This window comes from Nocardia inohanensis NBRC 100128, assembly GCF_001612945.1.
Lineage (GTDB): Bacteria > Actinomycetota > Actinomycetes > Mycobacteriales > Mycobacteriaceae > Nocardia > Nocardia inohanensis.
This window is the reverse complement of sequence record NZ_BDBK01000002.1, coordinates 63,764-85,206: the sequence shown is the minus strand read 5'-3', so window position 1 is coordinate 85,206 and position 21,443 is coordinate 63,764. Positions and strand designations below refer to the sequence as shown.

The following is a 21,443-nucleotide window of genomic DNA, read 5'->3' as shown; positions in this document are numbered from 1 at the left end:
GTACCAGGTACACACGGGGGCTTCGAGCGATGAAATCGCGTTACTTCTTGGCGGCCGGGGCAGCCTTCTTGGCCGGAGCCTTCTTGGCCGGAGCGGCCTTCTTGGCGGCCGGCGCGGCCTTCTTGGGGGCCTCGGCCGGCTCGGCCTCGGTGGTCACGCCCACGACCTCGGCGTCGACGGTCTCGACGACCTCCTCGGCCTCTTCCTTGGCGCGGCCCAGCAGCGGCGCGACCTGGTCGGTCACCTTGCCGAACACGTCCTGGGTCTGCGCGAGCAGGTCGTTGTAGAGGCCCTCGGCCTGCTCGAAGCGCTCCTCGAAAGCCGGGTTGCTGCGCAGCTTCTCGACGGTCTCCTCGCCGCGGGCGGCCAGGTCGGCGTACAGGTCGAGCAGCTGGTGGTAGTACTGGTCGACCAGCTTGCGCAGCTCTTCCGGGGTGGCCTTCTCGCGCAGCTCGGCCAGGTCCTCGGGCAGCTCGGAGGGCAGCGCCTGCACGCGCTGGCGCAGGGTCTCGAACTGGCCCTGGGCGTCGGCCGGCAGGTTGGCGAAGCGCTCGCGGGCCTCTTCGACGCGGCCGTTCACGTCCACGGCGGCCGCGCGGTCCTTGAGCTGCGCGTAGACGTCGAGGACGGCGGCGTAGACGGCGTCGCCCGCACCCACGGTGGCGTAGATCGGCTTGGTCACGGTAGCGGTGCTGATCTTGGGTTCGGTCATGATGTTTCGTTCTCCTGGCGTGGCGGAACTTCGGTCGTGCGGTGCGGAACCTCGTTGTCCCTCAGGGCGTTTCCGCCCTGGATCCCCCCGGGAACGCCCCCTTGGTGGTCCGTCGCGTCCCCTTCGTTCTCGTTCGCCTGGTTCTCTCGGCGAAACGATTCGTAGATGTCCAGCAGCACCTGCTTCTGACGTTCGGTGAGACCTTCGTCGTTCAGCAGTGCGTCCCGGACCGGACCGTGCGGCCTCTGCTCGAGGTACCCGGCCCGCATGTACAAGACCTCCGAGGAGACCCGCAGACCCTTCGCGATCTGGGCGAGCACCTCGGCGGACGGGTTGCGCAGCCCTCTCTCGATCTGACTGAGATACGGGTTGCTCACCCCCGCCAGCGCGGCGAGCTGGCGCAAGGAAACCTGAGCGGCTTCGCGTTGCGCCCGGATGAAGCCCCCGATGTCGTGAGCCGCGTTGGCTACGCGGCCCGGCCGATCTTCGGCAGCGGACGTCTCCGTGCCGTCGCTCGGTTCGGGAACCTCGGGGTCGTGTGTCATCACTCACCTTCCGGCGGTTGTGGGGTCAATTCTAAACGGGGGTGCTAACTCTTGCAAGCAGTCTGTTAGCACCATTACGGCCAACGTCCGGCGCCACGCCCGCGAGCCATTTTGGACAATCGATCAGCCATTGAACAGCAAATGTGAAATGGCGTAGATCGCGAGGCCCGCCAGGGAACCCACCACCGTGCCATTGATGCGAATGAATTGCAGATCCTTGCCGGCCGCCAATTCGATCTTCTTGCTGGCCTCCTCGGCGTCCCAGCGGGCAACCGTGTCGCTGACCAGGGTCGCGAACTCGGCGCCGTAGTTGGTGACCAGGTACCGGACGCCGCGCTCCAGCCACCCGTCCACCTTGTCGCGCATCTCCGGATCCGCCGAGAGCCGCTCGCCGAGCTGCTGCACGTTCTCCGTCACCTTACGGCGCAGGGTGGAGTTCGGGTCGTCCGCCGACTCCAGGATCATCCGCTTACCGGCGCGCCAGGTGGCGTGCGCCATACCGGTGATCTCCTGGCGGCCCATCAGCTCGGTCTTGATCTTTTCGGCCTTTTTGATCATCGCGTCGTCGAATTGCAGATCGTGCGCGAAATCCTCCAGGAAACGATTGGCGGCCAATCGCACTTCATGATCGGGCTGGGTCCGCACTTTCCAGGTGAATTCCACCAGCTCGCGGTAGATGCGTTCGGCGAGGAGTGAATTCACGAATTTCGGAGCCCAGGACGGCGCGTCGCGATTCACGATGCGGTCCAGCGTCTCCTGCGAATCCAGCGCCCACTGATGGGCGCGCTCGGCCAGCAGATCCAGTAGCGGCGCCTGCCGGTTGTCGGCGATGAGCTCGTTGAGCACCTTGCCGATGGGCGGTCCCCACAGCGGTTCGGCGATGCGCTTGACGATGGTCTGGTCGATGATCTGCTCGACGTCCTCGTCCCGCAGCGCTCCGACGACCGCGCGCAGGATGGTGGAGCTCTCGTCCGACACCCGCGCGGCGTGCGCCGGATCGGCCATCCAGCGGCCGAGCCGGAAGGAGATCTGCGCCGAATTCAATTTCGCCGCCACCGCATCGGGGGAGAGGAAATTGGTGCGCACGAAATCGCCCAGGCCCGCGCCCAATTGATCTTTCTTCTTACGGATGATGGCGGTGTGCGGAATGGGGATACCGAGCGGATGGCGGAACAGGGCGGTGACCGCGAACCAGTCGGCGAGTGCGCCGACCATGCCCGCCTCCGATGCGGCTTTGACATAACCCACCCATTCGCCGCCGTCCCCGCGCGATTGATACCACGCGCAGAACAGGTAAATGAGGGTTGCCGCCGCCAAGAAGCCGGTGGCGATGGCCTTCATCCGCCACAGTTCGCGCTTCTTGCCCTCTTCGTCCAGCAGGTCGGCAAACGCCCCGCCGGAGGTGGTGACCGGTTTCGTCGTCTTCGCTTCGAGTACCCCGGCACTGCCGGCAGGTTGCTCCATAACCTCCATTCTGCTGGTTTCTCCGACAAGTTCCCGGCCACCGGGCCGGTCCCGATCGGCGACCAGCGACGCCATGCGAGGCTTAAGCTGAATAGGCCCAGCACAACCCGCGAACGAGGAGTCCACCCTGTCGACTACGAAGGGCACCGTGAGCGCCGCCATCGACGCCGCCGGAGGCACCCGCGGTACCGGCGGTCGGGTGGACGGCCGCAAGCGCCGCTGGCAACAGCACAAGATCGACCGCCGGGAAGAGCTGGTGGACGGCACGCTGGCCGCCATCCGCAAACGCGGGGGCGACGCGGGCATGGACGAGATCGCCGCCGAGATCGGCGTCTCCAAAACCGTGCTCTACCGATACTTCTCGGACAAGCAGGATCTGACCCGCGCCACCATGGAGCGGTTCATCGAGACCACGCTGATGCCGCGCATCTACGAGGCCATCAGCGACGACCTCGATGAATATCAGCTGGTCCGCAATACTTTGGCCGCCTATGTGCACACGGTGGACGAGGACACCGACGTCTACCGCTTCATCATGGGCAACGGCTCCTCCACCGACACTTCGACGCTGGCGGACTTCGAGAAGCTGTTCGCGCAGGTGGTGTCGGCGGTCATCATCGACAAGGCCTTCGACCGCGGCGTGCAGACCGAGGGCGCGATGCTGTGGGCGTATGTGCTCGTCGGCGGCGTGCAGCTGGCCACCGACTGGTGGATCACCAACCGCACCATGTCCAGCGAGGAGATGCTGGACTATCTGACCATGATGGCGTGGTCCGCCATCGAGGGCATGGTCCGGGCGGGCGGCGACCGCACCTGGTTCAACTCGAAGCAGCACATGCTGCCGGATCCAGAGAATACTGACTAGTTCGTATTGCGCCATGAAATCCGTCCTGCCAGCACTGGGCTGGAAGATCGGGTTGTGGTTAGGCTGAACGAGGCGGGTGCACCAGGGGCCCCGCCGCGTCGGCACCAACGGGGGTGTTTGACTCCGATGGAGGGTCAGTGATGGCGAAAGAGCTGCCTACATCCAGGCTTGCCCGGGGGACGAAGCTGGGTATGGCCGTCGCCGGTAATGCTTTGCGCGCGCAGAAGACTCGTCGATCCATGCGGGGTAGGTCCGAGGCCGTGCGCGCCCGGATGGCCGAAGAATCCATGCTGCGCTCCACCGAGCAGATGGTCATGGTGCTGGGCACCATGAAGGGCGTCGCCATGAAACTCGGCCAGATGCTCTCGGTGCTCGACCTGGATCTGGTGCCGCCGGAGCATCGCGAGCGCTTCCAGCGCCGGCTGGCGGTGCTGCGCGACAGCGCGCCCAGCGTCTCCTTCGAGACCATGAAGGCGGTCATCGAGGAGGACTACGGCAAACCGCTCGCCGAGGTCTTCGCCGAATTCGATCCCGAACCCATCGCCGCCGCCTCCATCGGGCAGGTCTACAAGGCGACGCTGACCGACGGCCGGGTGGTGGCGGTCAAAGTGCAGTACCCGGGCGTGGACGCCGCGGTGCGCGCGGACCTGAAGAACCTGGCCATGTTCCGGCGCATCCTGCAATCGGCGATGCCGTGGGTGACGCCCGCGGTGCTGGACGAGCTGCGGCTGAACCTGGAGAGCGAACTCGATTACGTCGCCGAGGCGACCACCCAGGCGCGCATCGCGAAGGTGTTCGCGGGGCATCCCTTCATCTTCGTGCCGGACACCATGCCGGAGCTGTCCACCCAGCGGGTGCTGGTGAGCGAGTACTTCCCGGGCAAGGGTTTCGAGGAGATCCGGCAGCTGCCCGACGCGGAGCGGGATCGGATCGGCGAGATCATCTACCGGTTCTATGTGGGTTCACTGTTCACCTTCAACGAATTCTGCGGCGATCCGCATCCGGGCAATCTGCTGCTCGGCGCGGACGGGCGGGTGGCGTTCCTGGACTTCGGGCTCTACAACCTGATGGATCCCGAGCACGTGCAGTTCGAGGCCACCTGTATTCGCGCCGCCGCCGAGGAGCGGGCGGAAGACCTGCGGGACTTGATGATTCAGCGCGGGGTCATCGAATCGGCGGATGAGATCACGCCGGAGGAGTGCCTGGAGTACGTGCTCGCGGCCTGCGAATGGTCGCTCATCGACCAGGATCTGACCATTACGCCGGAACTCGCTTCCGGCGCTTTCGTGCTGGCGGTGGATCCGCGGGCCAGCGAGTTCGCCGGGATGAAGCAGCAGAATCTGCCGCCGGAGCATCTGTTCTCGCGGCGCGCGGACTTCCTGACCTTCGGCATGCTCGGGCAGCTGGAGGCCACCGGGAACTGGCATCGCATCGCACGGGAATGGCTGTACGGCGACGAGCCCGTCACCGAACTCGGTCGCGCCCATCACGAATGGCTGGCGGGGCGGCCCAAGCCGGAGCCCGCCGGCACCGCCAAGAAGGCTCGCAAGCGCGCCGCCAAAGCGTGAAAGACCTCGGAACTCTCGAGGGCTCTCAGGGGCATCGCCTCTGAACCCCAATCTCAGGAAGCAGGCGAGGAAAGATCATGGCAGACAGGGAATTCGACGTCGTCCTATTCGGGGCGACCGGCTTCGTCGGCAAGTTGACCGCCGAATATCTGGTGGGGGCCGCACCCGCCGGGGCGCGTATCGCGCTGGCGGGCCGCTCGCCGGAGAAGCTGGCCGCCGTCCGCGCCGACCTGGGCCCGCAGGCCGCGGATTGGCCGCTGGTGCAGGCGGATTCGAACGATCAGGCCAGCCTGAACGCCTTGGCCGCGCGGACCAAGGTCGTGGTCACCACGGTCGGGCCGTACCTGCGTTACGGCCTGCCGCTGGTGGAGGCGTGTGCCGAGAACGGCACCCACTACGCCGACCTGACCGGTGAGCCGCTGTTCATCCGGGAATGCATCGACCGCTTCGGCGAGCGGGCCACGCAGACCGGCGCGAAGATCGTGAATTCCTGTGGCTACGACTCGATTCCGTCGGATCTGAGCGTGTACCAGCTGTACCGGCGCAGCGTCGCGGACAATACCGGCGAGCTCACCGACACCACCCTGGTGGCCTGGCTCAAGGGCGGGGTCAGCGGTGGCACGGTGGATTCCGGCCGCGCCATGATGGAGGCCATCGCGGCCGACCCGTCGAAGGCGTCGATCATGTCGCACCCGTATTCGCTGAGCCCCGACAAGTCCATGGATCCGGATGTCGGCCGCCAGACCGATCAAGCGCTGCAACGGGCTTCGGCCATCGACCCGAGCCTGCACGGCTGGGTCTCGACCTTCGTGATGGCCGCCCACAACACCAAGATCGTGCGCCGCTCCAACGGCCTGCTCGGCTGGCCGTACGGCAAGAACTTCCGCTACCGCGAGGTCATGAGCGCCGGCTCCTCCCCCACCGCCCCGCTGGTCGCGGCCGGTATGGCGGGCGGCATCGTGGCGGGTATGGCGGCGGGCGCGGTGCTGTCGCGCGTCGAACTCGGCCGCAAGCTCCTGGACCGGATCATGCCCAAGCCCGGCACCGGCCCGAGCGAAAAAGCCCGCAACAGCGGTTGGTTCACCATGCGCACCTTCGCCAACACCACCTCCGGCGCGAAGTACGTGTGCACCTTCGCGGGCAAGGGCGATCCGGGCTACCAGGCCACCTCGGTCATGCTCGGCCAGGCCGGCCTGTGCCTGGCCTTCGATCAGCTCCCGGAGCTCGCGGGCATCCTGACCCCGGCCTCGGCCATGGGCGACGCCCTCACCGACCGGCTGCGCAAGGCCGACATCACCATCGAGGTCGAACCGGCCTGATCGAGCCGGTCGGCGGCCTGGTCAAGACCCGTCGTGCAGGGAGATCAGGCCGCCGAGTACGCCGAGGTAGGCGGCGCCGTCCGGGCCCAGCGCCAGTCCCGCGTAGTTGTTGTTGAACAGCGGGCCGGTCCCGGATCGTCGCTGCCACACCAGGTTTCCGGTGTGGAAGTCGAGGGCGGTCCAGTACCACGGGTCGGTGACTTCGCTGCCTTTGGTGTAGGTGTAGATCAGGCCGGTGGCGAGCGAGAGTTTCGGCACCGCGGTGGGTGCGGCGACGGTGGTGTTGGTCCAGGTGAGGTGGCAGCCGCTGCCATCGGGGTCGATATCGACGCGGGCGAAGCCGGGGGTGGTGGTTTTGCCCGCCAGCGTGGCTTCGGGGCCGGTGTAGCCGTAGTTGTTCTCGACGATCAGGGAATTGCCCGCGCCGATCAGTGAATTCTCGGTATTGCCGGCGCCTTTCGCGAATACCGGGACGGCGCAGACCTCACGCTGGGCGGCGGCCGGATCGGTGCGGTAGACGACCACGTTCATGGGATCGGCATTGTCGGTGATGGCCACGTAGCCGCCGGGCAGCACGGTGGGCGTGGTGCCGGTGCCGTCGTCCACCTGGCCGGGCTTGTGCTGCCCGCTGTTGGCGTAGGTGACGCGCCAAGTGACCGCGGGCGCACCGTCCGATCCCGCGTCCAGGCGCAGCATCTCGCGATCGGTGGCGATGTACACCTCACCCTCGACGCCGACCGCGAAGGAGTTCTCGATCTCCCCCTCGCTGCCCGCGCCGAGCCGGATCACCTGCACCGCACCGCTTTCCGGATCGATGGTCCCCACCACGCCGTTGTTCTTGGCGACGAACCACAGCCGCCCGTCCGAATCCGGCAGCACCGAATTCAGCGTCTCCCCTTCCCGTAGCACGCCGGTCAGGTCGTAGTCGTGTTCGAGGACGAAACCGTCCGCACTCGCGTTCTCGGCCAGCACCATGACGTGCCCGGTGCTCGCCCCGACCACCGCGCGATCGGACCGGTCGAGGTAGAAGTACGCGCCTCCGCCGAAATTGGTGAACGCGCCCGGCTTCAGGAACTCCCCGGCTCCGCGGCCCGGCAACGGGTACTTGCCCAGCACCCGCATCGCACTCGGATCGATAAGGTAGAGACCGGGATTCAGTCCCGGGCAGGTGGCGACGATGCGCCCGGCGCGATCGAACGCGATCGATCCGCATTCGCTGCCGAGCAGCAGCGAATCCACCCGGGTGTCACGCCCCAGGGGTCCGGGCCGGGTGTAGGTGTCGCTCATCCAGCCGTCGTTGTGGATGCCGGAGTCACCGTTGCCCGCCAGTCCCGGATGCTGCGGCACCGCGGGCACACCGGTGACGGGCCGGGCCACGGCGGGCGTCCCGAGGAACTCGGATCCGGCGGCCGGTACGGCCGGAATGGGCACCGCGGCCGCGAGAGCTGTCCCGGAGCTGACAATTACGACGCCGGCACCGACAAATCGTGCCATCCACATGCGGGCGGTCGCCATCGCCACCTCCGGGTTTCCGCTTGTGGCGCAAGGCCACACAACTCCTGGTCAATCGACCGGACGGGCTCGATCCGCACGTCCCGGGCGGGACCCTACCGGGCATTCGCCGGATCGGAGCGGCCGGTCCGACGCAGCGCGACCGGACCGACGCTCGGGTAGGGTCGCGATCGGGACGGAGGGTCGTACACGGAAAGGGGGGACACCCGATATGTCCACTTCGGACATCGGGTCAGGTTCGACTGGCCCCGCCTCCGCTGGAGGCCGGCCACAGTGAAATGGATCCTGACCCCTGATGAGTTCGCACTGGTCTGGACCCGTGAAACGCAGCGTGATCGCCACCCCTATCCGCTCGACACGACGCCGCCCGTCCCGGAGAACCCCGCCGCCACACCGCGATTGGCGCACCGCTACCTGCGCCGCACCGATCCGGACCTGGCCGCCGCGCTGGCCCTGTGCGCCCGCAGCGACACCACCACGGTCACCCTCTACGGCGAGCGCACCAGCCCCGAATCGCGCCGCATCCTGGCCTTCGCCGCCGTGGCCCAGCAGCGCGCGGGCATTCTGGTCGGCCTGCCCGATACCGTGACCGTCTCGGTCTGCCCGGCCGATCAGCTGGGCCGGGAACTGGTGGAGATCATCGGCTCGGCACCGCCCGGCCGGCTCGCCCCCATGCAGGAGGCCCAGAGCGCGGTACTGCAACCCGATCCCGCCGAGGGTCCGGACGGGGCCGATCGCTTCCGCAGCAAGCTCCGCGATCCGGTGGACGGCCGCGGATTCATCACCGTCTCGGTGGAACCGGCGAATCCGCTCTCCCCGCCGACCCGGCATCGCACCTGGCTCGATTTCTCCGGCGACGGCCGCTATCTGCTGACCACCGCCGCGGATCTGACCCTGGCCCCGGTCAGCGACGAGGAGTTGGCCGATCATCTGGTCCGGCTGGCCCGAGTCTGATTCGGCGAGGTTGCCTACGCGAACCGGCACCTCGTGTTAACCATGGAGGATGGCGAAAGCGACTACCTGGTCGAAACCGGTTTCGAAAGCCCTGCGCGCCGACGGCGTGCGGGTCGAGGATTTGAACACCGCGGCAACCCCGGGATTCAAGGGCGATAAGAAGGCCGGGGAGAAATTCCTCGAGGAACGCCGCGAGGTGCTCTCGGATCTCCAGGAAAAGCTTTACGCCAACGGCCGATCCGGCGACAACCGCAATGTGCTGCTGGTGTTGCAGGGCATGGACACCGCCGGCAAGGGCGGCATCGTGCGGCACGTGATCGGCTCGGTCGATCCGCAGGGCGTGGACCACGCGGCCTTCGGGGTGCCGACCGCGGAGGAGAAGAAGCACCACTTCCTGTGGCGAATTCGCAAGCAGCTGCCCAGAGGTGGGCAGATCGGCGTCTTCGATCGCTCGCACTACGAGGACGTGCTGGTGGTGCGGGTGCACGATATGGTCCCGCCCGAGGTGTGGGGCAAACGCTACGACGAGATCAACAAGTTCGAGCGCAAGCTGACCGACGAGGGCACCACCATCGTGAAGGTGGCCATGTTCGTCTCGCTCGACGAGCAGAAGAAGCGGCTGGCCCAGCGGCTGGAACGCACGGACAAATACTGGAAGTTCAATCCGGCCGATATCGACGAGCGGGCGTACTGGCCCGCGTATCAAGAGGCGTACCAAGCGGTTCTGGATCGCACCAATACCGACTACGCCCCGTGGTTCGTGCTGCCCTGCGATTCCAAGTGGTACGCCCGCCTGGCCGTCACCGAATTGCTGATCGACGCATTGCAAGGCTTGAAGCTGGACTGGCCGCCCGCCGCATTCGATATCGAAGAGCAGAAACGGCGGCTTGCCCAGGCGTGATTCGTGCCACTTCTACACGGCCACATCAAGGTGACCGCCAGCGCCCGGTTCGCGGCCCGTCTCGTTCTGGACTGAGTGGAGCGGGGGAGCGCAGCGGAGGAGCGGAGGGAGGGAAGAACGAGACCTAGGGGGCCGCGAACCCGCCCGGAGCGCAGCGGAGGGCAATAGATACAGCAATCTCTCAGGTTTGCGGGCAAAGATGGGCCCGCAGGACGTGACACGACGGAAGGCGTGGTGAGCGCTCAGGTGAACAAGAATTCCGGCAATAATCCGCTGGCCAAGGCGGCGCAGGCCGACCGCAATCGCAAGATTCTGATTCAGGTCGGCGTGGCCGTCGTCCTGATCGGATTGGTGGCCGCCATCGGCATCGGATTGGCGATGCGCAAGTCCGACAAGGACTCCGGCGGTGACGCCACCAGCGCCTTCGCCCCGACCGTCACCAGTTCGGGCGCGATTCCGGCGAATGTCACCGCGGGCGGCGCGATCCGGCTCGGCAAGGCCGATGCCAAGGTGCGGGTCCAGGTCGTCGCCGACCTCCAGTGCCCGGCCTGCCAGATGTTCGAGCAGGCCAATGCCAAGACCCTCGAGGAGGAGGTGGCCAATGGCACCGCCTCCGTCGAGTACAACATCATCTCGTTCCTGGATCGCGCCTCCAACGGCAACCAGTACTCGAGCCGCGCGGCCAATGCCGCCTATGTGGTCGGCTCCGCGGACCCGGCCAAGTTCCAGAATTGGCTGGCCACCATGTTCGCCAAGCAGCCCAAGGAGGGCGGCAACGGCATGACCGACGACCAGCTGATCCAGATCGCCACCGAGGCCGGGTACACCGATCCCGCCATCGCCGACGCGATTCGCGGCAATGTCTACGCCCAGTACGTCAAGGACGAGACCACCGCTGTCTTCGGCACCGGCCTGAAGTCCACGCCGAGCGTGTACGTGGCGGGTAAGCAGGTCACCGACGGTCAGGCGCTGATGAGCCAGGGTGGTTTGAAGCCGGTCATCGAGGCCGCGGCGAAGCAGTGATCACCGCGGCTCCCCCCAAGTCCGCCTGGCCCTTGCTGCTGGGCGGACTGGTCGGCTGGCTGGCGTCGGTGACGTTGCTGGTCGACAAGTTCAAGCTCTTCACCGAACCCGGGTTCAAGCCGCTGTGCAGCATCGATCAGGTGGTGGCCTGTACGACCATCATGGAATCGGATCAGGCGGCGGCGTTCGGGTTCCCGAATCCGATCATCGGGGTGGTCGGGTTCTCGGTGGTGGTGACGCTCGGGGTGCTCGCGGTGGCGAACATCGGTTTTCCGACCTGGATCTGGGGCGGGCTGTGGATCGGCCTGGTCGCGGGGATGGGGTTCATCGGCTGGCTGATCTATCAGGCGGTCTTCCAGATTCACGCGCTGTGCCCGTGGTGCATGGTGGTGTGGGCGGTGACCCCGGCGCTGCTGGCGATCGTGACGGGTCAGCTGTGGGGACGATCCAAGGGTGTCTTGCAGGTCATCATGGAATGGCGCTGGACCGTGGTCGCGGTCTACTACGCCGTGGTGATTCTGATCGTCTACATCCAGTTCCAGGATTACTGGCGCGACAAGCTCTAGTTGGGCGGGCCGACGGTGAGCGTCACGCTCACCGTCCGCTGCGTCCCGCCGGGTTCCGAAATATCCAGTCGGACAGCATCTTCGGGCTTGTGCAGGTTCAATGCGGATTTCAGGGCCTGGGTGCTCGCGATCGCGCGGCCGTCGACGGCGGTGATCACTTCCCCTTCGGTCAGTCCCGCCGAATATGCGGGCTGCCCGAAGACCGCGACGTCTATGCGCGCGCCCGCCGGTTTGGCATCCGAGGTGACGATGCCCAGGGTGGCGGTCGGCCCCACGTGCACGCTGTCGGTCGGTGTGCCGGAACGGATCTGGCGGACCACGCTCATGGCGGCGTCGATCGGCACCGCGTAACCGTTCGGCCCGTGCCCCAGCGCTTTCTGCAATTCTCCCGAGGCGGCCGTGACCACGCCGACCACCGCCCCGTAGCGATCCACCAGCGCCCCGCCGGACTGCCCCGCCGCCACCCGCGCCGCCACTTCGATCATGCCGCGCAAGGCTTTTCGCGACAGGTCGGCCGAATCGCGCGCCACGATGGAGGAATCCAGCCCGGTGATGCTCCCGCCCACCGCGGTCGGCGATCCGGTGCCGCCCGCGTTCCCGATGGCCAGCACCTCATCCCCCAATCGCAAGGGCGCGGAACTGCCGATCCGCGCCACCGGCAGGCCACTGGCGCCGGCGAGTTCCAGCAGCGCGATATCCGCGCCGGAGTCGTAACCGAGCACGGTGGCCTGATACACCGCCCCGGTGCCGATATCCGAAACCGATACGGTCTCCGCGCCTTTGATGACGTGATGGCTGGTCAGCACCTGCCCGTCGGCGGTGAGCACGATGCCCGACCCGGCCGCGCCCAGCCCGTACGGCCGCAGGCCCGCGGTGATGTTCACCAGCGCGGGCTCCACCTCGCCGGCGACCACCTCGGTGTTCAGCGGTGGCAGCGGCGGCCCGACCAGGCTGGCGGTGCCGGAGTCGGCGCGCAGCGACCAGTGGGAGAGTTCGCCGTGATAGCCGAGGAAGGCGGTGCCGGCGAGCACGGCTGCGACGATCAGGGCCAGGACGCGCCCGGCCCAGCTGGGTCGCGTCCGGCGCGAGTCGTCGTACATGGACCCTCCCGACTGCCGTTCGCCCGCGGGCTCGAGCATCTGTCATCTACTGGTGTACCAGTTTTTCAGTGGCTGAGTGCGGCGATCCCGAGCATGAAGATCACCCCGGCCAGCGTGCAGAACAGCGGTCCTTTCGAAGGTTTGCCGGCATGTGCCTCGGGCAGAATGTCGGCGGTGGCGAGGTAGAGCAGGAAGCCCGCGAAGTAGCCGAGATACAGCCCGACCAGTTCGGTCGGCACCTTCACCAGGGTGCCGATGATCGCGCCGGCCACCGGTGCGAGGGCGTCCAGGCCGAGCATGATCAGGCCGCGTTTGCGGGCATTGCCGTAGAGCGTGGTGATGGTGAAGGTATTGAAGCCGTCGGCGAAGTCGTGGCAGATGACCGCGATGGCCACCGCCGCGCCGATCGCCGAACTCGCCTGGAACCCGAACCCGATGCTCAGGCCGTCCAGTGTCGAATGGAACACCAGCCCCGCGCCGGCCAGCATGCCGACCGAAGCGAAATCGTGCTGGTGCGAACCGAATTCGTTCTCGTAGCCGGTGTGCAGCGCCACCGTCCGCTCGATGATGTGCACGGTGAAGAAGCCGACCACCGCGGCCAGCAACGGAATCGGCACTCCGAGCGCGATGCCCGTCTCCGCTTCCAGGGCCTCCGGCATCAGGTCGAAGGCGACCACGCCGAGCATGACGCCCGCGGCCAGCCCCAGGACCAGGCGTTTGCGCTCTCCGATCCGGACCGCCAGCAGGCCGCCGATGAGCGTCGCGCCCATCGAGAGCAGGGACAGCAGGATGGCCATCGATCCAGCATGCCGAGCGGTTGCCGGTCCGGCGGCACGCCACACCGCGTGCCATGCTGGAATCCATGAGCACTGCTGCCGCGTATGCCGTATCCAGCCCCGAGGGGCCGTTCGAGAAGGTCGCCGTCGAGCGCCGTGAGCTGGGGCCGCACGACGTTTTGATCGACGTGAAGTACGCCGGGATCTGCCACTCCGATATCCACACCGCCCGCGACGAATGGGGCGGGACCCGGTATCCGTGCGTGCCCGGGCACGAGATCGCGGGGATCGTGGCCGGGGTCGGCGCCGAGGTGACCCGGCACCAGGTCGGCGATCGGGTCGGGGTGGGCTGCATGGTCGATTCGTGCGGCAAATGCGGGCCGTGCCTGGCCGGTGAGGAGCAGTACTGCGAGCCGGGCGCGACCATGACCTACAACTCGCCGGTCACGGCGGAGTTGCAGGTGAACGGGTACACCATGGGCGGTTACTCCACGCAGGTCGTGGTGACCGAGGGCTTCGTGGTGTCGATTCCGGAGGGGATCGGGCTGGATGTGGCCGCGCCGCTGCTGTGCGCGGGCGTCACCCTGTTCTCGCCGCTGCGGCATTGGAACGCCGGGCCGGGCAAGAAGGTCGCCATTATCGGGATGGGCGGGCTCGGGCATATCGGGGTGAAGCTCGCCGCGGCCATGGGAGCCGAGGTGACGGTGCTGTCGCAGTCGCTGTCCAAGCAGGAGGACGGCAAGAAGTTCGGGGCGGCGCACTATTACGCGACGGCCGACAAGCAGACCTTCAAGGATCTGCGCGGGGAGTTCGATCTGATCCTCAATACCGTCTCCGCCGATCTGCCCATCGACAGCTATATGAAGCTGCTGGCTCTGAACGGCACCCTGGTGATTCTGGGTCTGCCCGAAAAGCCTTTGGCGGTAAAGCCTTTCACCCTGGCCGGCTACCGTCGCTCGCTCGCCGGTTCGATGATCGGCGGCATCGCCCAGACCCAGGCCATGCTGGACTTCTGCGCCGAGCACGGCATCGGCGCGGAGATCGAGGTCATCTCGGCCGACCGCATCGACGAAGCCTACGAACGCGTGGTCGCCAGCGACGTGCGCTACCGCTTCGTCATCGACGCGGCGACCATGTAGTAGGGACAACTCTCGGAGCTCTCAGGGGCTTCGTCCCCGAACCCCCGGGATCGGGGACGGGCCGCGGCCCTGCGCGCGCCGATCCCAGCGTGAAGGCCGTCGCCGACTACGTTTGCCCGTGTGTCCGAGGATGATCGTGTACCCGAGGAAGAGATAGCCCGCGAGCCGGTTCCGGTCTCGTCGATGCTGCCGCCCTGGCTACCGCGGGCGTATCTGCTCGCGGCCGTCACGGTGGCGGCGGTGATCATCACCTTCTGGGTGTTGCTGCAATTGCGCGGATTGCTGACCGTGCTGGTGGTGTCGCTGTTCCTGGCCTTCGCCATCGAACCGGCGGTGAACTGGCTGGCGAGCAAGGGCTGGAAACGCGGGCCCGCGACCGGAGCGGTGTTCGCGGGCGTACTGGTGGTGCTGGTCAGTTTCGTATGGACGCTGGGCGAGCTGGTCGTGAATCAGGTGACCTCGCTGGTGCGCAATGCCCCGCGCTATGCCGACGACACCGTGGATTGGATCAATTCGACCTTCCACACCGATCTTTCGGCCGCCGACATCACCGAGCGGGCCGGGGAGGTGAGCTCCTCGCTGGAGGGGTACGTGGTGGGGCTGGCCGGTGATGTGTGGGGTATCGGCACCACCGCCATCGGGGTGATCTTCCAGGGTTTGGGCGTGCTGCTGTTCACCTACTACTTCGCCGCCGACGGTCCGCGCTTCCGTAATGCCGTCTGCTCACTGCTGCCGCCGCAGCGGCAGGTGCCGGTGCTGCGGGCCTGGGATATCGCGGTGGAGAAGACCGGCGGATATCTGTATTCCCGTGCGCTGCTGGCACTCTGCTCGACGATCGCGCACTACGCGGCCATGCGGATCATCGGGATTCCGTCGGCGTTCGCGTTGGCGCTGTGGGTGGGCGTGGTCTCGCAGTTCATTCCGACGGTCGGCACCTATCTGGCCGGGGCGCTGCCGGTGGTGGTGGCGCTGGCGCAGCAGCCGCGGGACGCGCTGTGGATTCTGGCGTTCATCGTGGTCTATCAGCAGTTCGAGAACTATGTGCTGCAACCGCGGATCACCGCGACCACGCTCGATATGCATCCGGCGGTGGCCTTCGGGGCGGTGCTGGCGGGTGCGGCCCTGTTCGGGGCGACGGGCGCGCTGCTGGCGATCCCGGTGACGGCGACCGCGCAGGCGTTCATCGGCGCGTACATCCGCCGCTACGAGGTGGTGCCCCCGGATGCCGTGAAACCGCAAGGCAGGCGGCGGAAATCGCTGCGGAATCGGCTGCGCGCCCCGTCCTCCTGAACCCGTCGCCGGCCCGGCGCGTATTACCGCGGCGAGGGGGTGTGGGGGTGCCGCCTCCGCACCCCCTTTTTGTTCGGCCGAAGGCCGGGCGGCGGCGTACTGTAACGGCACGGCGCGTGTATCAGGGGAGGTAGGTGCCCGATGCGGTTCCGGCCGGGAGCGAGGTTCGCGGGCTACACCATCGAACGCCAATTGGGTGCGGGCGGAATGGGTGTGGTGTATCTGGCGCGGCATCCGCGTTTGGAGAGACTGGTCGCCCTCAAAGTTCTGAACGAGAGCTTCGCCGACGACGAGAAGGCGCGCGCCCGGTTCGAGCGCGAGGCGTCGATGATCACGGCGCTGGACCATCCCAATATCGTCCCCATCTACGACCGCAATTCGCCCGACGACGATGTGCTCTGGATTTCCATGAAGTACATCGAGGGCGGCGACGCCTCCGGACTGCTGCACACCTCCGGCGGCCGGATCCCGGTGACCCGCGCGGTCCGCATGATCGGCGATGCCGCCGCCGCGCTCGACCACGCGCACCGCTACGGCATCCTGCATCGCGATGTGAAGCCCGCGAATCTCCTTGTCGAACAAGAGGATTACGAACGCACCCTGGTCACCGACTTCGGCATCGCACGCAGCCTCGACGACACCGAAACCGGTTCGCGGGTCTCGGCGACCGTCGCCTACGCCGCCCCGGAACGCTTCAGCAGCAACCCCGTCGACCATCGCGCCGACATCTACTCCCTCGGCTGCACGCTCTACAAACTCCTCACCGGCGAGGCCCCGTACCCGCGTCCCGACGAGGCAGCGATCATGGCCGCGCACCTATACTCGCCGCCGCCGCGCCCCTCCGATCGATATCCGGATCTGCCTGTCGCACTGGACGAAGTGTTCGCCACGGTGCTGGCCAAGCATCCCGACGATCGCTACCCCGACTGCACCAGCATGGCGCGCGCGGCGCATGCGGCCCTGGTCACCATGCCCTCGGGGAATACCGAGACCCGGCGCTACGTGCCCGCCGCGGACGAGGACACCATCACCACGCCGCCGCACGAGCCGGGCACTCCCCCGCCGGGCCGCCCCCCGGGATCGAATCCCTCCGGGCCTTCGATCGGCTTCTACCAGCCGGAACGGCGTACCCCGACCGCACCCGAAGGCATTGCGGCACCACCTCTTCCAACCGAAGCAGCACCCCCGCGCCGCCTGATCACCCGTCGCCGCCTGCTCATCGGCGGGGCCGCGGCGGGGGTGAGCGCGGCCGTCGCGGCCGCCGCGGTGACGCTGACCGGCCGGGACTCGGATCGCTCCGACCAGAAGGACGCCGGCTCCCAGGTCGCCGCACCGAAAACCCCTGCGCTGCTGTCGCTTACGTCCCAGGTGCTGGCGCTGACCTTCACCCCGGACGGGGGCATGCTGGTCACCGGGGGCAAGGACAATACCGCCCGCTTCTTCGAGGTCGCCTCGGGCAAGGAAGTCGGCACTCCGCTTTCCGGGCACAGCAATTCGATTCGCGCCGTAGCGATCAGCCCCGACGGCACGCTGCTGGCCACCGGCAGCGAGGACATGAGCGTGCGCCTGTGGGATGCGCACACCCGCCAGCCGGTCGGCGGTCCGCTCACCTCACAGACCAATGCCATTCGCGCACTGGCGTTCTCGCCCGACAACAACCTGCTCGCGACGGCATCGGAAGACACCACCGCGCAATTGTGGACGGTGCGATCCCGGCAGCCGGCGGGCGCGCCGTTCACCGGGCACACCGGCGCGGTGCGGGGCGTGGCCTTTCACCCGGACGGCGCCACGCTCGCCACCGGCAGCGCCGACACCACGGTGCGGCTGTGGTCGGTGCAGTCCCGCGCCGGAGTGGCCACGCTGACCGGTCACAACGGGCAGATCCGCACGGTCACCTACAGCGCCGACGGGAAACTGCTCGCCTCCGGCGGCGACGACGCCACCATCCGGCTCTGGGCCGACCGCGCGGCCTCGGGCAAACCGCTCAGCGGCCACGCCGAACCCATTCTGAGCCTGGGTTTCAGCCCCGACGGCACGCTGCTGGCCAGCGGCAGCCGCGACGGCACCGCACGGTTGTGGAGCGTCGCCACCCGGGAGCCCATCGGAAATCCGCTGACCGGCCACACTTCTCCCGTGCACACGCTGGCCTTCAGTCCCGACGGGAAGCTGCTGGCCACCGGCAGCGCCGATGCCACCGTGCGGCTCTGGCGGGTAGCGGAACTGCGCTGACCACCCCGCCCGCCGACTGTCGGGGCGAACACACTTCCTGCGTCAACGGGCGAACAGAGAATATCCACGCTGACCAGCACTATTGCTTGCAAGGGAAACACCCCGGATCCCAAGGCAATAGGAGTTCATCAGATGAAGACCACCGCCAAGCGCATCGCCACCGTCCTGGTCGCGGCCGCCTTCGCCCTCCCGGTGGGCGCGGGCGTCGCCGCCGCGAACAACGACGACTACTACCACTACTACTGCGATCGCGACAGCCGCGGCTACGACTGGAACTACTGCTGGAGCCATTACAAGGATCGCTGGCAGTCCGAGCACGGCAGCCACGATCACGGCCGCAGCTGGTGAACCTCCCCCGGGGAGCGTGGCCTTACCGGCCACGAAAGGCGCTGCGGCAGTAGCGAACCGGCGGCAGCGTAGCCGCCGGCCGCTCGACGACGAGTACCCGCTACTGCTGCCCCGCCTGTTCGTGCAACGCCTTCTTGGCCGCGTCCTGCACCTTGTCGACGTGCTCGGCGAATTTACCCTCGGTCCGCTCGTCCACGACGTCGCCGACCTTGTCCACCAGCGGATCCAGTTTGTCCGCGTGCTGTCCCGCCAGTTCGGCGGCCTTCCCGGCGGCATCCTTCAAGTTGTCGAACAGACCCACGGTTCCACTCCCATCTCGAAACGAACCCGCCCAGAGTAACCCTTCGGCTAACCCGAGGTCTTCCACGGCGTTTCGGGCGGAACCCGGTCGCCCTTCTCGTCGTAGCTCTCGTTGTACTGCTTGGCCCGTTCCGGCTCCAGCTCCGGCTGATCGCCCTTACCCGTCGGGTCCATTCCGGCCTCCTCCTCGAAAAATGGTCGTCGACAGGTTATTTCGCGCTCCGTGACCGATTGATGACGAAGGGGCGGCGCGGACCGAAGTCCGCGCCGCCCCTTGCCGGGTAACGCTATTCGCCGCGTTCGGCCGCTTCGGCCCGGCGGCGGACGCGGCGCGCGGCCGCGACCATATTGCGCAGCGACGGGTCGAGCTGCCAGTGATGGCGGGTCTTGAGCCCGCCGTCCGGGTTGGCCCACAACCGCTGCGGGGTGACGGCTTCCGCTGCGGCGGTGAGCAATTCGTCGAGCTCGTCGATGTCCGGGATACGCGCCGAACGGGACTCGTACACGCCCGGGCCGACACCGTGGGTGAGTCCGCGGCCTTCCGCGCAGTCGTCCTTCAGCGATTCCAGCACCCATTCGATGGAGCGGGTGGCGACGATGGCGGTGACATCGGCGTCCAGCTCCTCGATGGCCTGCACCACGTCGCCGCGGCTGGAATAGCCGATGTGCGTGTGGATCTGGGTCTCCGGCTTGACCCCGGAGGTGGCCAGCTTGAACGCCCCGACCGCCCAGCGCAGATACTCGGCCTGCCCCTTCTTGCGCAGGGGTAGCAGCTCGCGAATGGAGGGCTCGTCCACCTGGATGATGGGGATGCCCGCCTTCTCCAGGTCCACGACCTCGTCGCGCACCGCGAGGGCCACCTGATCCGCCGTCTCGTACAGCGGCTGGTCCTGCCGCACGAACGAGCGCGCCAGCATGGTGACCGGCCCGGTGACCATGCCCTTGACCGGCTTGTCGGTGAGCGACTGCGCGTAGGCGGTCCACTCCACCGACATGGCCTTGGGCCGGGACACGTCGCCGTACACGATCGGCGGCCGCACGCAACGGGATCCGTACACCTGCACCCAGCCGAAGTGAGTGGTGGCGAAGCCGTCGAGCAGCTCCGCGAAGTACTGGATCATGTCGTTGCGCTCGTGCTCGCCGTGCACCAGCACATCCAGGCCGATGTCCTCCTGCAAGCGGATGGTGGACTCGATCTCGGCTTCGATGCGCTTGCGGTACTCGTCGTAGGAGAGCCGCCCCTGACCGAGGTCGTAGCGGGCCTGGCGCGCGGTGAAGGTCTGCGGGAACGAGCCGAGCGTGGTGGCGGGCACCAGCGGCAGGTTCAGCTTGGCCTGCTGCGCGGCCCGGCGGGTCTCGTAGGGTTCGCGTTCGCGCATCTGCGGCGTGACCGCGTACACCCGCTGCCGCACCGCGTGCTTCTGCTTGAAGTGCACCGCGGTCGGCACCTTGCGCCACTTCTCCGAGGGCCCCTCGGTGAGCGCTTTGGCGAGCGAAACCACTTCCAGCACCTTCTGTTTGGCGAAGGCGAGGCGGTCGGCGACGTTCTCCTCGAGCTCGTACTCGACGAGGGTGTCGTAGGGCACGTGCAGCAGCGTGGAACCGGTGGAGACCACCATGTCCGGGCAGACCTGGGCCAGTTTGTGCAGGTAGTCCAGGGTCCGGTGGCGGTCGGCGCGCCACACGTTGGTGCCGCTGATCACGCCCGCGTACAAGCGCTTCCGCTTGATGCCGGGGATCTCGGCCAGGTCCGCCGGGTCGATCCGATGGCTGGCCAGATCGAGCCCGATGGCCTCGACATTGGATCGCGCCAGCACCGCGAGCGCCTCGCCGAAGTCACCGTACTGCCCGGTGACGAGCAGCCGCGGCCGCAGCGGAGCCTTCGAAAGCCGCTGGTACGCCTTCTCGAACAACTCGATGGTGGAGGGCGACCGGTCGCTGGTGAAGCACGGTTCGTCCAGCTGCACGCAGGTCGCGCCGCGCTTGGCGAGCACCTCGAACAGCTGCTCGTACACCGGCAGCAGCTTGTCGAGCAGCTTCAGCTTGTCGAACTCGGTCTCGCCCGGGACGTGCCCGGTCTTGGACAGCAGCAGCAGCGACAGCGGCCCGAGCACCACCGGACGCAGCTCGATACCGGCGGCCTTGGCGCGATCGAATTCGTCGAGCAGCGCCTCGGGATGCAGCGAGAACTCGGTATCGGTCGCCAGCTCCGGCTGCCGGTAGTGGTACGGGGTATTGAGCAGGCGCACCAGCTCCAGCGGCGGCAGGTCGGGACGGCCGCGCGCCATCAGGAAGTAGAAGTCCAAGGGGTGCAAGCCTTCTCGCTCCGCCTCGAACCGCTTCGGGACCGCGCCGAACAGCAGCGCGTTGTCCAGAATGTGGTCGTAGAAGGAGAAGGTGTTACCGGGAACCTGGGTGAGACCGGTGGCGGCCAATTCCAGGTACTGGCTCTCCTGAATCTCGCGTCCGACGGCAATCAGCTCGTCGCGCGAAAGCGTGCCGTGCCAATAGGACTCCAAAGCACGCTTGAGTTCCCGGTGCTGTCCGATCCTCGGGTAGCCCAGAATGCTGGACCCGAAGCCGTCACTGACATTGACCATGTGCGGGACACTCCCTTTCCGAGCTGCCGGTCCGACTCGACCTGTTTGCAGCTTATGCCCGGTGAAGATGGACGCCACCACATGCCCGGCAACGTGCACCTTGGGTAAAGAATGGTCAGCGCTCTCCAGCGCCCGGGCTATGCCCGGCGAGTCCCCGAAACGCAACATCTGATCTCGCGAGATCGGGGTAACTCACCGGGGACGCCCACAATCGGTTTGGCACCCAGCCGCC

Annotated in this window: 20 protein-coding genes; 11 read left to right on the top strand and 9 right to left on the bottom strand. The window is 67.2% G+C overall.

The features are described from left to right. Window positions 1-40 precede the first annotated feature (40 nt). From NI1_RS06835 to NI1_RS06825, 3 genes are all read right to left on the bottom strand, one after another. A complete protein-coding gene (locus NI1_RS06835) occupies window positions 41-712 on the bottom strand; it encodes a heparin-binding hemagglutinin (protein ID WP_067815724.1) in 672 nt (223 codons plus the stop codon). Then, on the bottom strand, window positions 709-1,257 hold the full coding sequence (locus tag NI1_RS06830; RefSeq protein WP_067815721.1) for a helix-turn-helix domain-containing protein: 549 nt from the start codon (window positions 1,255-1,257) through the stop codon (window positions 709-711). Before NI1_RS06830 ends, NI1_RS06835 begins: the two co-directional genes overlap by 4 nt. 123 nt (window positions 1,258-1,380) lie before the next feature. Then, window positions 1,381-2,721, bottom strand: a complete 1,341-nt coding sequence (locus tag NI1_RS06825) for a DUF445 domain-containing protein (RefSeq protein WP_067817811.1) — start codon at window positions 2,719-2,721, stop codon at window positions 1,381-1,383. Between the two features lie 148 nt (window positions 2,722-2,869). Here NI1_RS06825 and NI1_RS06820 point away from each other — a divergent pair, with 148 nt between their 5' ends. The 3 genes from NI1_RS06820 to NI1_RS06810 all read left to right on the top strand — a co-directional run bounded on the left by NI1_RS06820 (window position 2,870) and on the right by NI1_RS06810 (window position 6,473). Continuing rightward, on the top strand, window positions 2,870-3,586 hold the full coding sequence (locus NI1_RS06820) for a TetR/AcrR family transcriptional regulator (protein ID WP_245663116.1): 717 nt from the start codon (window positions 2,870-2,872) through the stop codon (window positions 3,584-3,586). A gap of 140 nt (window positions 3,587-3,726) precedes the next feature. Further along, entirely contained in the window at window positions 3,727-5,154 is a 1,428-nt protein-coding gene (locus NI1_RS06815) for an ABC1 kinase family protein (protein WP_067815718.1), read from the top strand. Between the two features lie 77 nt (window positions 5,155-5,231). Continuing rightward, window positions 5,232-6,473, top strand: coding sequence for a saccharopine dehydrogenase family protein (locus NI1_RS06810; protein WP_067815715.1), 1,242 nt, complete (start codon window positions 5,232-5,234; stop codon window positions 6,471-6,473). 21 nt (window positions 6,474-6,494) lie between these two features. Here NI1_RS06810 and NI1_RS06805 read toward each other — a convergent pair whose 3' ends face one another. After that, the gene (locus NI1_RS06805; protein ID WP_157534989.1) at window positions 6,495-7,988 is read right to left on the bottom strand and encodes an NHL repeat-containing protein; all 1,494 of its coding nucleotides are present in this window, start codon (window positions 7,986-7,988) and stop codon (window positions 6,495-6,497) included. A gap of 270 nt (window positions 7,989-8,258) precedes the next feature. Here NI1_RS06805 and NI1_RS06800 point away from each other — a divergent pair, with 270 nt between their 5' ends. The 4 genes from NI1_RS06800 (at window position 8,259) to NI1_RS06785 (ending at window position 11,429) form a co-directional block, all read left to right on the top strand. Next, window positions 8,259-8,939, top strand: coding sequence for an ESX secretion-associated protein EspG (locus NI1_RS06800; RefSeq protein ID WP_067815712.1), 681 nt, complete (start codon window positions 8,259-8,261; stop codon window positions 8,937-8,939). Between the two features lie 49 nt (window positions 8,940-8,988). Continuing rightward, window positions 8,989-9,840, top strand: a complete 852-nt coding sequence (locus tag NI1_RS06795; protein WP_067815709.1) for a polyphosphate kinase 2 family protein — start codon at window positions 8,989-8,991, stop codon at window positions 9,838-9,840. A 234-nt stretch (window positions 9,841-10,074) separates the two neighbouring features. Continuing rightward, window positions 10,075-10,863, top strand: a complete 789-nt coding sequence (locus NI1_RS06790; RefSeq protein WP_245663115.1) for a DsbA family protein — start codon at window positions 10,075-10,077, stop codon at window positions 10,861-10,863. Further along, window positions 10,860-11,429 (top strand): vitamin K epoxide reductase family protein, encoded by a 570-nt coding sequence (locus tag NI1_RS06785; protein WP_369690125.1) that lies wholly within the window; start codon window positions 10,860-10,862, stop codon window positions 11,427-11,429. Before NI1_RS06790 ends, NI1_RS06785 begins: the two co-directional genes overlap by 4 nt. Here the strand turns inward: NI1_RS06785 and NI1_RS06780 are convergent. Next, window positions 11,426-12,529: a S1C family serine protease gene (locus NI1_RS06780; protein WP_067815704.1), complete on the bottom strand. Its 1,104-nt coding sequence runs from the start codon at window positions 12,527-12,529 to the stop codon at window positions 11,426-11,428. The genes NI1_RS06785 and NI1_RS06780 overlap by 4 nt on opposite strands. A gap of 65 nt (window positions 12,530-12,594) precedes the next feature. Beyond that, window positions 12,595-13,326, bottom strand: coding sequence for a ZIP family metal transporter (locus NI1_RS06775; protein WP_067815701.1), 732 nt, complete (start codon window positions 13,324-13,326; stop codon window positions 12,595-12,597). Between the two features lie 65 nt (window positions 13,327-13,391). On the opposite strand from NI1_RS06775, the gene NI1_RS06770 reads away from it, so the two are divergent. From NI1_RS06770 to NI1_RS06755, 4 genes are all read left to right on the top strand, one after another. Then, window positions 13,392-14,444 carry an NAD(P)-dependent alcohol dehydrogenase gene (locus NI1_RS06770; RefSeq protein WP_067817799.1) on the top strand — a complete coding sequence of 351 codons (1,053 nt, stop codon included), beginning with the start codon at window positions 13,392-13,394 and terminating at the stop codon, window positions 14,442-14,444. A gap of 120 nt (window positions 14,445-14,564) precedes the next feature. Next, the gene (locus NI1_RS06765) at window positions 14,565-15,734 is read left to right on the top strand and encodes an AI-2E family transporter (RefSeq protein ID WP_067815698.1); all 1,170 of its coding nucleotides are present in this window, start codon (window positions 14,565-14,567) and stop codon (window positions 15,732-15,734) included. 141 nt (window positions 15,735-15,875) lie between these two features. Continuing rightward, the gene (locus NI1_RS06760) at window positions 15,876-17,963 is read left to right on the top strand and encodes a WD40 repeat domain-containing serine/threonine protein kinase (protein ID WP_067815695.1); all 2,088 of its coding nucleotides are present in this window, start codon (window positions 15,876-15,878) and stop codon (window positions 17,961-17,963) included. Between the two features lie 132 nt (window positions 17,964-18,095). After that, on the top strand, window positions 18,096-18,311 hold the full coding sequence (locus NI1_RS06755; protein ID WP_067815691.1) for a hypothetical protein: 216 nt from the start codon (window positions 18,096-18,098) through the stop codon (window positions 18,309-18,311). Between the two features lie 100 nt (window positions 18,312-18,411). On the opposite strand, the gene NI1_RS06750 is transcribed toward NI1_RS06755, so the two are convergent. From NI1_RS06750 to metE, 3 genes are all read right to left on the bottom strand, one after another. Next, a complete protein-coding gene (locus NI1_RS06750) occupies window positions 18,412-18,612 on the bottom strand; it encodes an antitoxin (protein WP_067815688.1) in 201 nt (66 codons plus the stop codon). A gap of 47 nt (window positions 18,613-18,659) precedes the next feature. After that, window positions 18,660-18,785, bottom strand: coding sequence for a hypothetical protein (locus NI1_RS39810; RefSeq protein WP_281179483.1), 126 nt, complete (start codon window positions 18,783-18,785; stop codon window positions 18,660-18,662). A gap of 113 nt (window positions 18,786-18,898) precedes the next feature. Beyond that, window positions 18,899-21,211, bottom strand: coding sequence for a 5-methyltetrahydropteroyltriglutamate--homocysteine S-methyltransferase (gene metE, locus NI1_RS06745; RefSeq protein WP_067815686.1), 2,313 nt, complete (start codon window positions 21,209-21,211; stop codon window positions 18,899-18,901). Window positions 21,212-21,443: the final 232 nt, after the last annotated feature.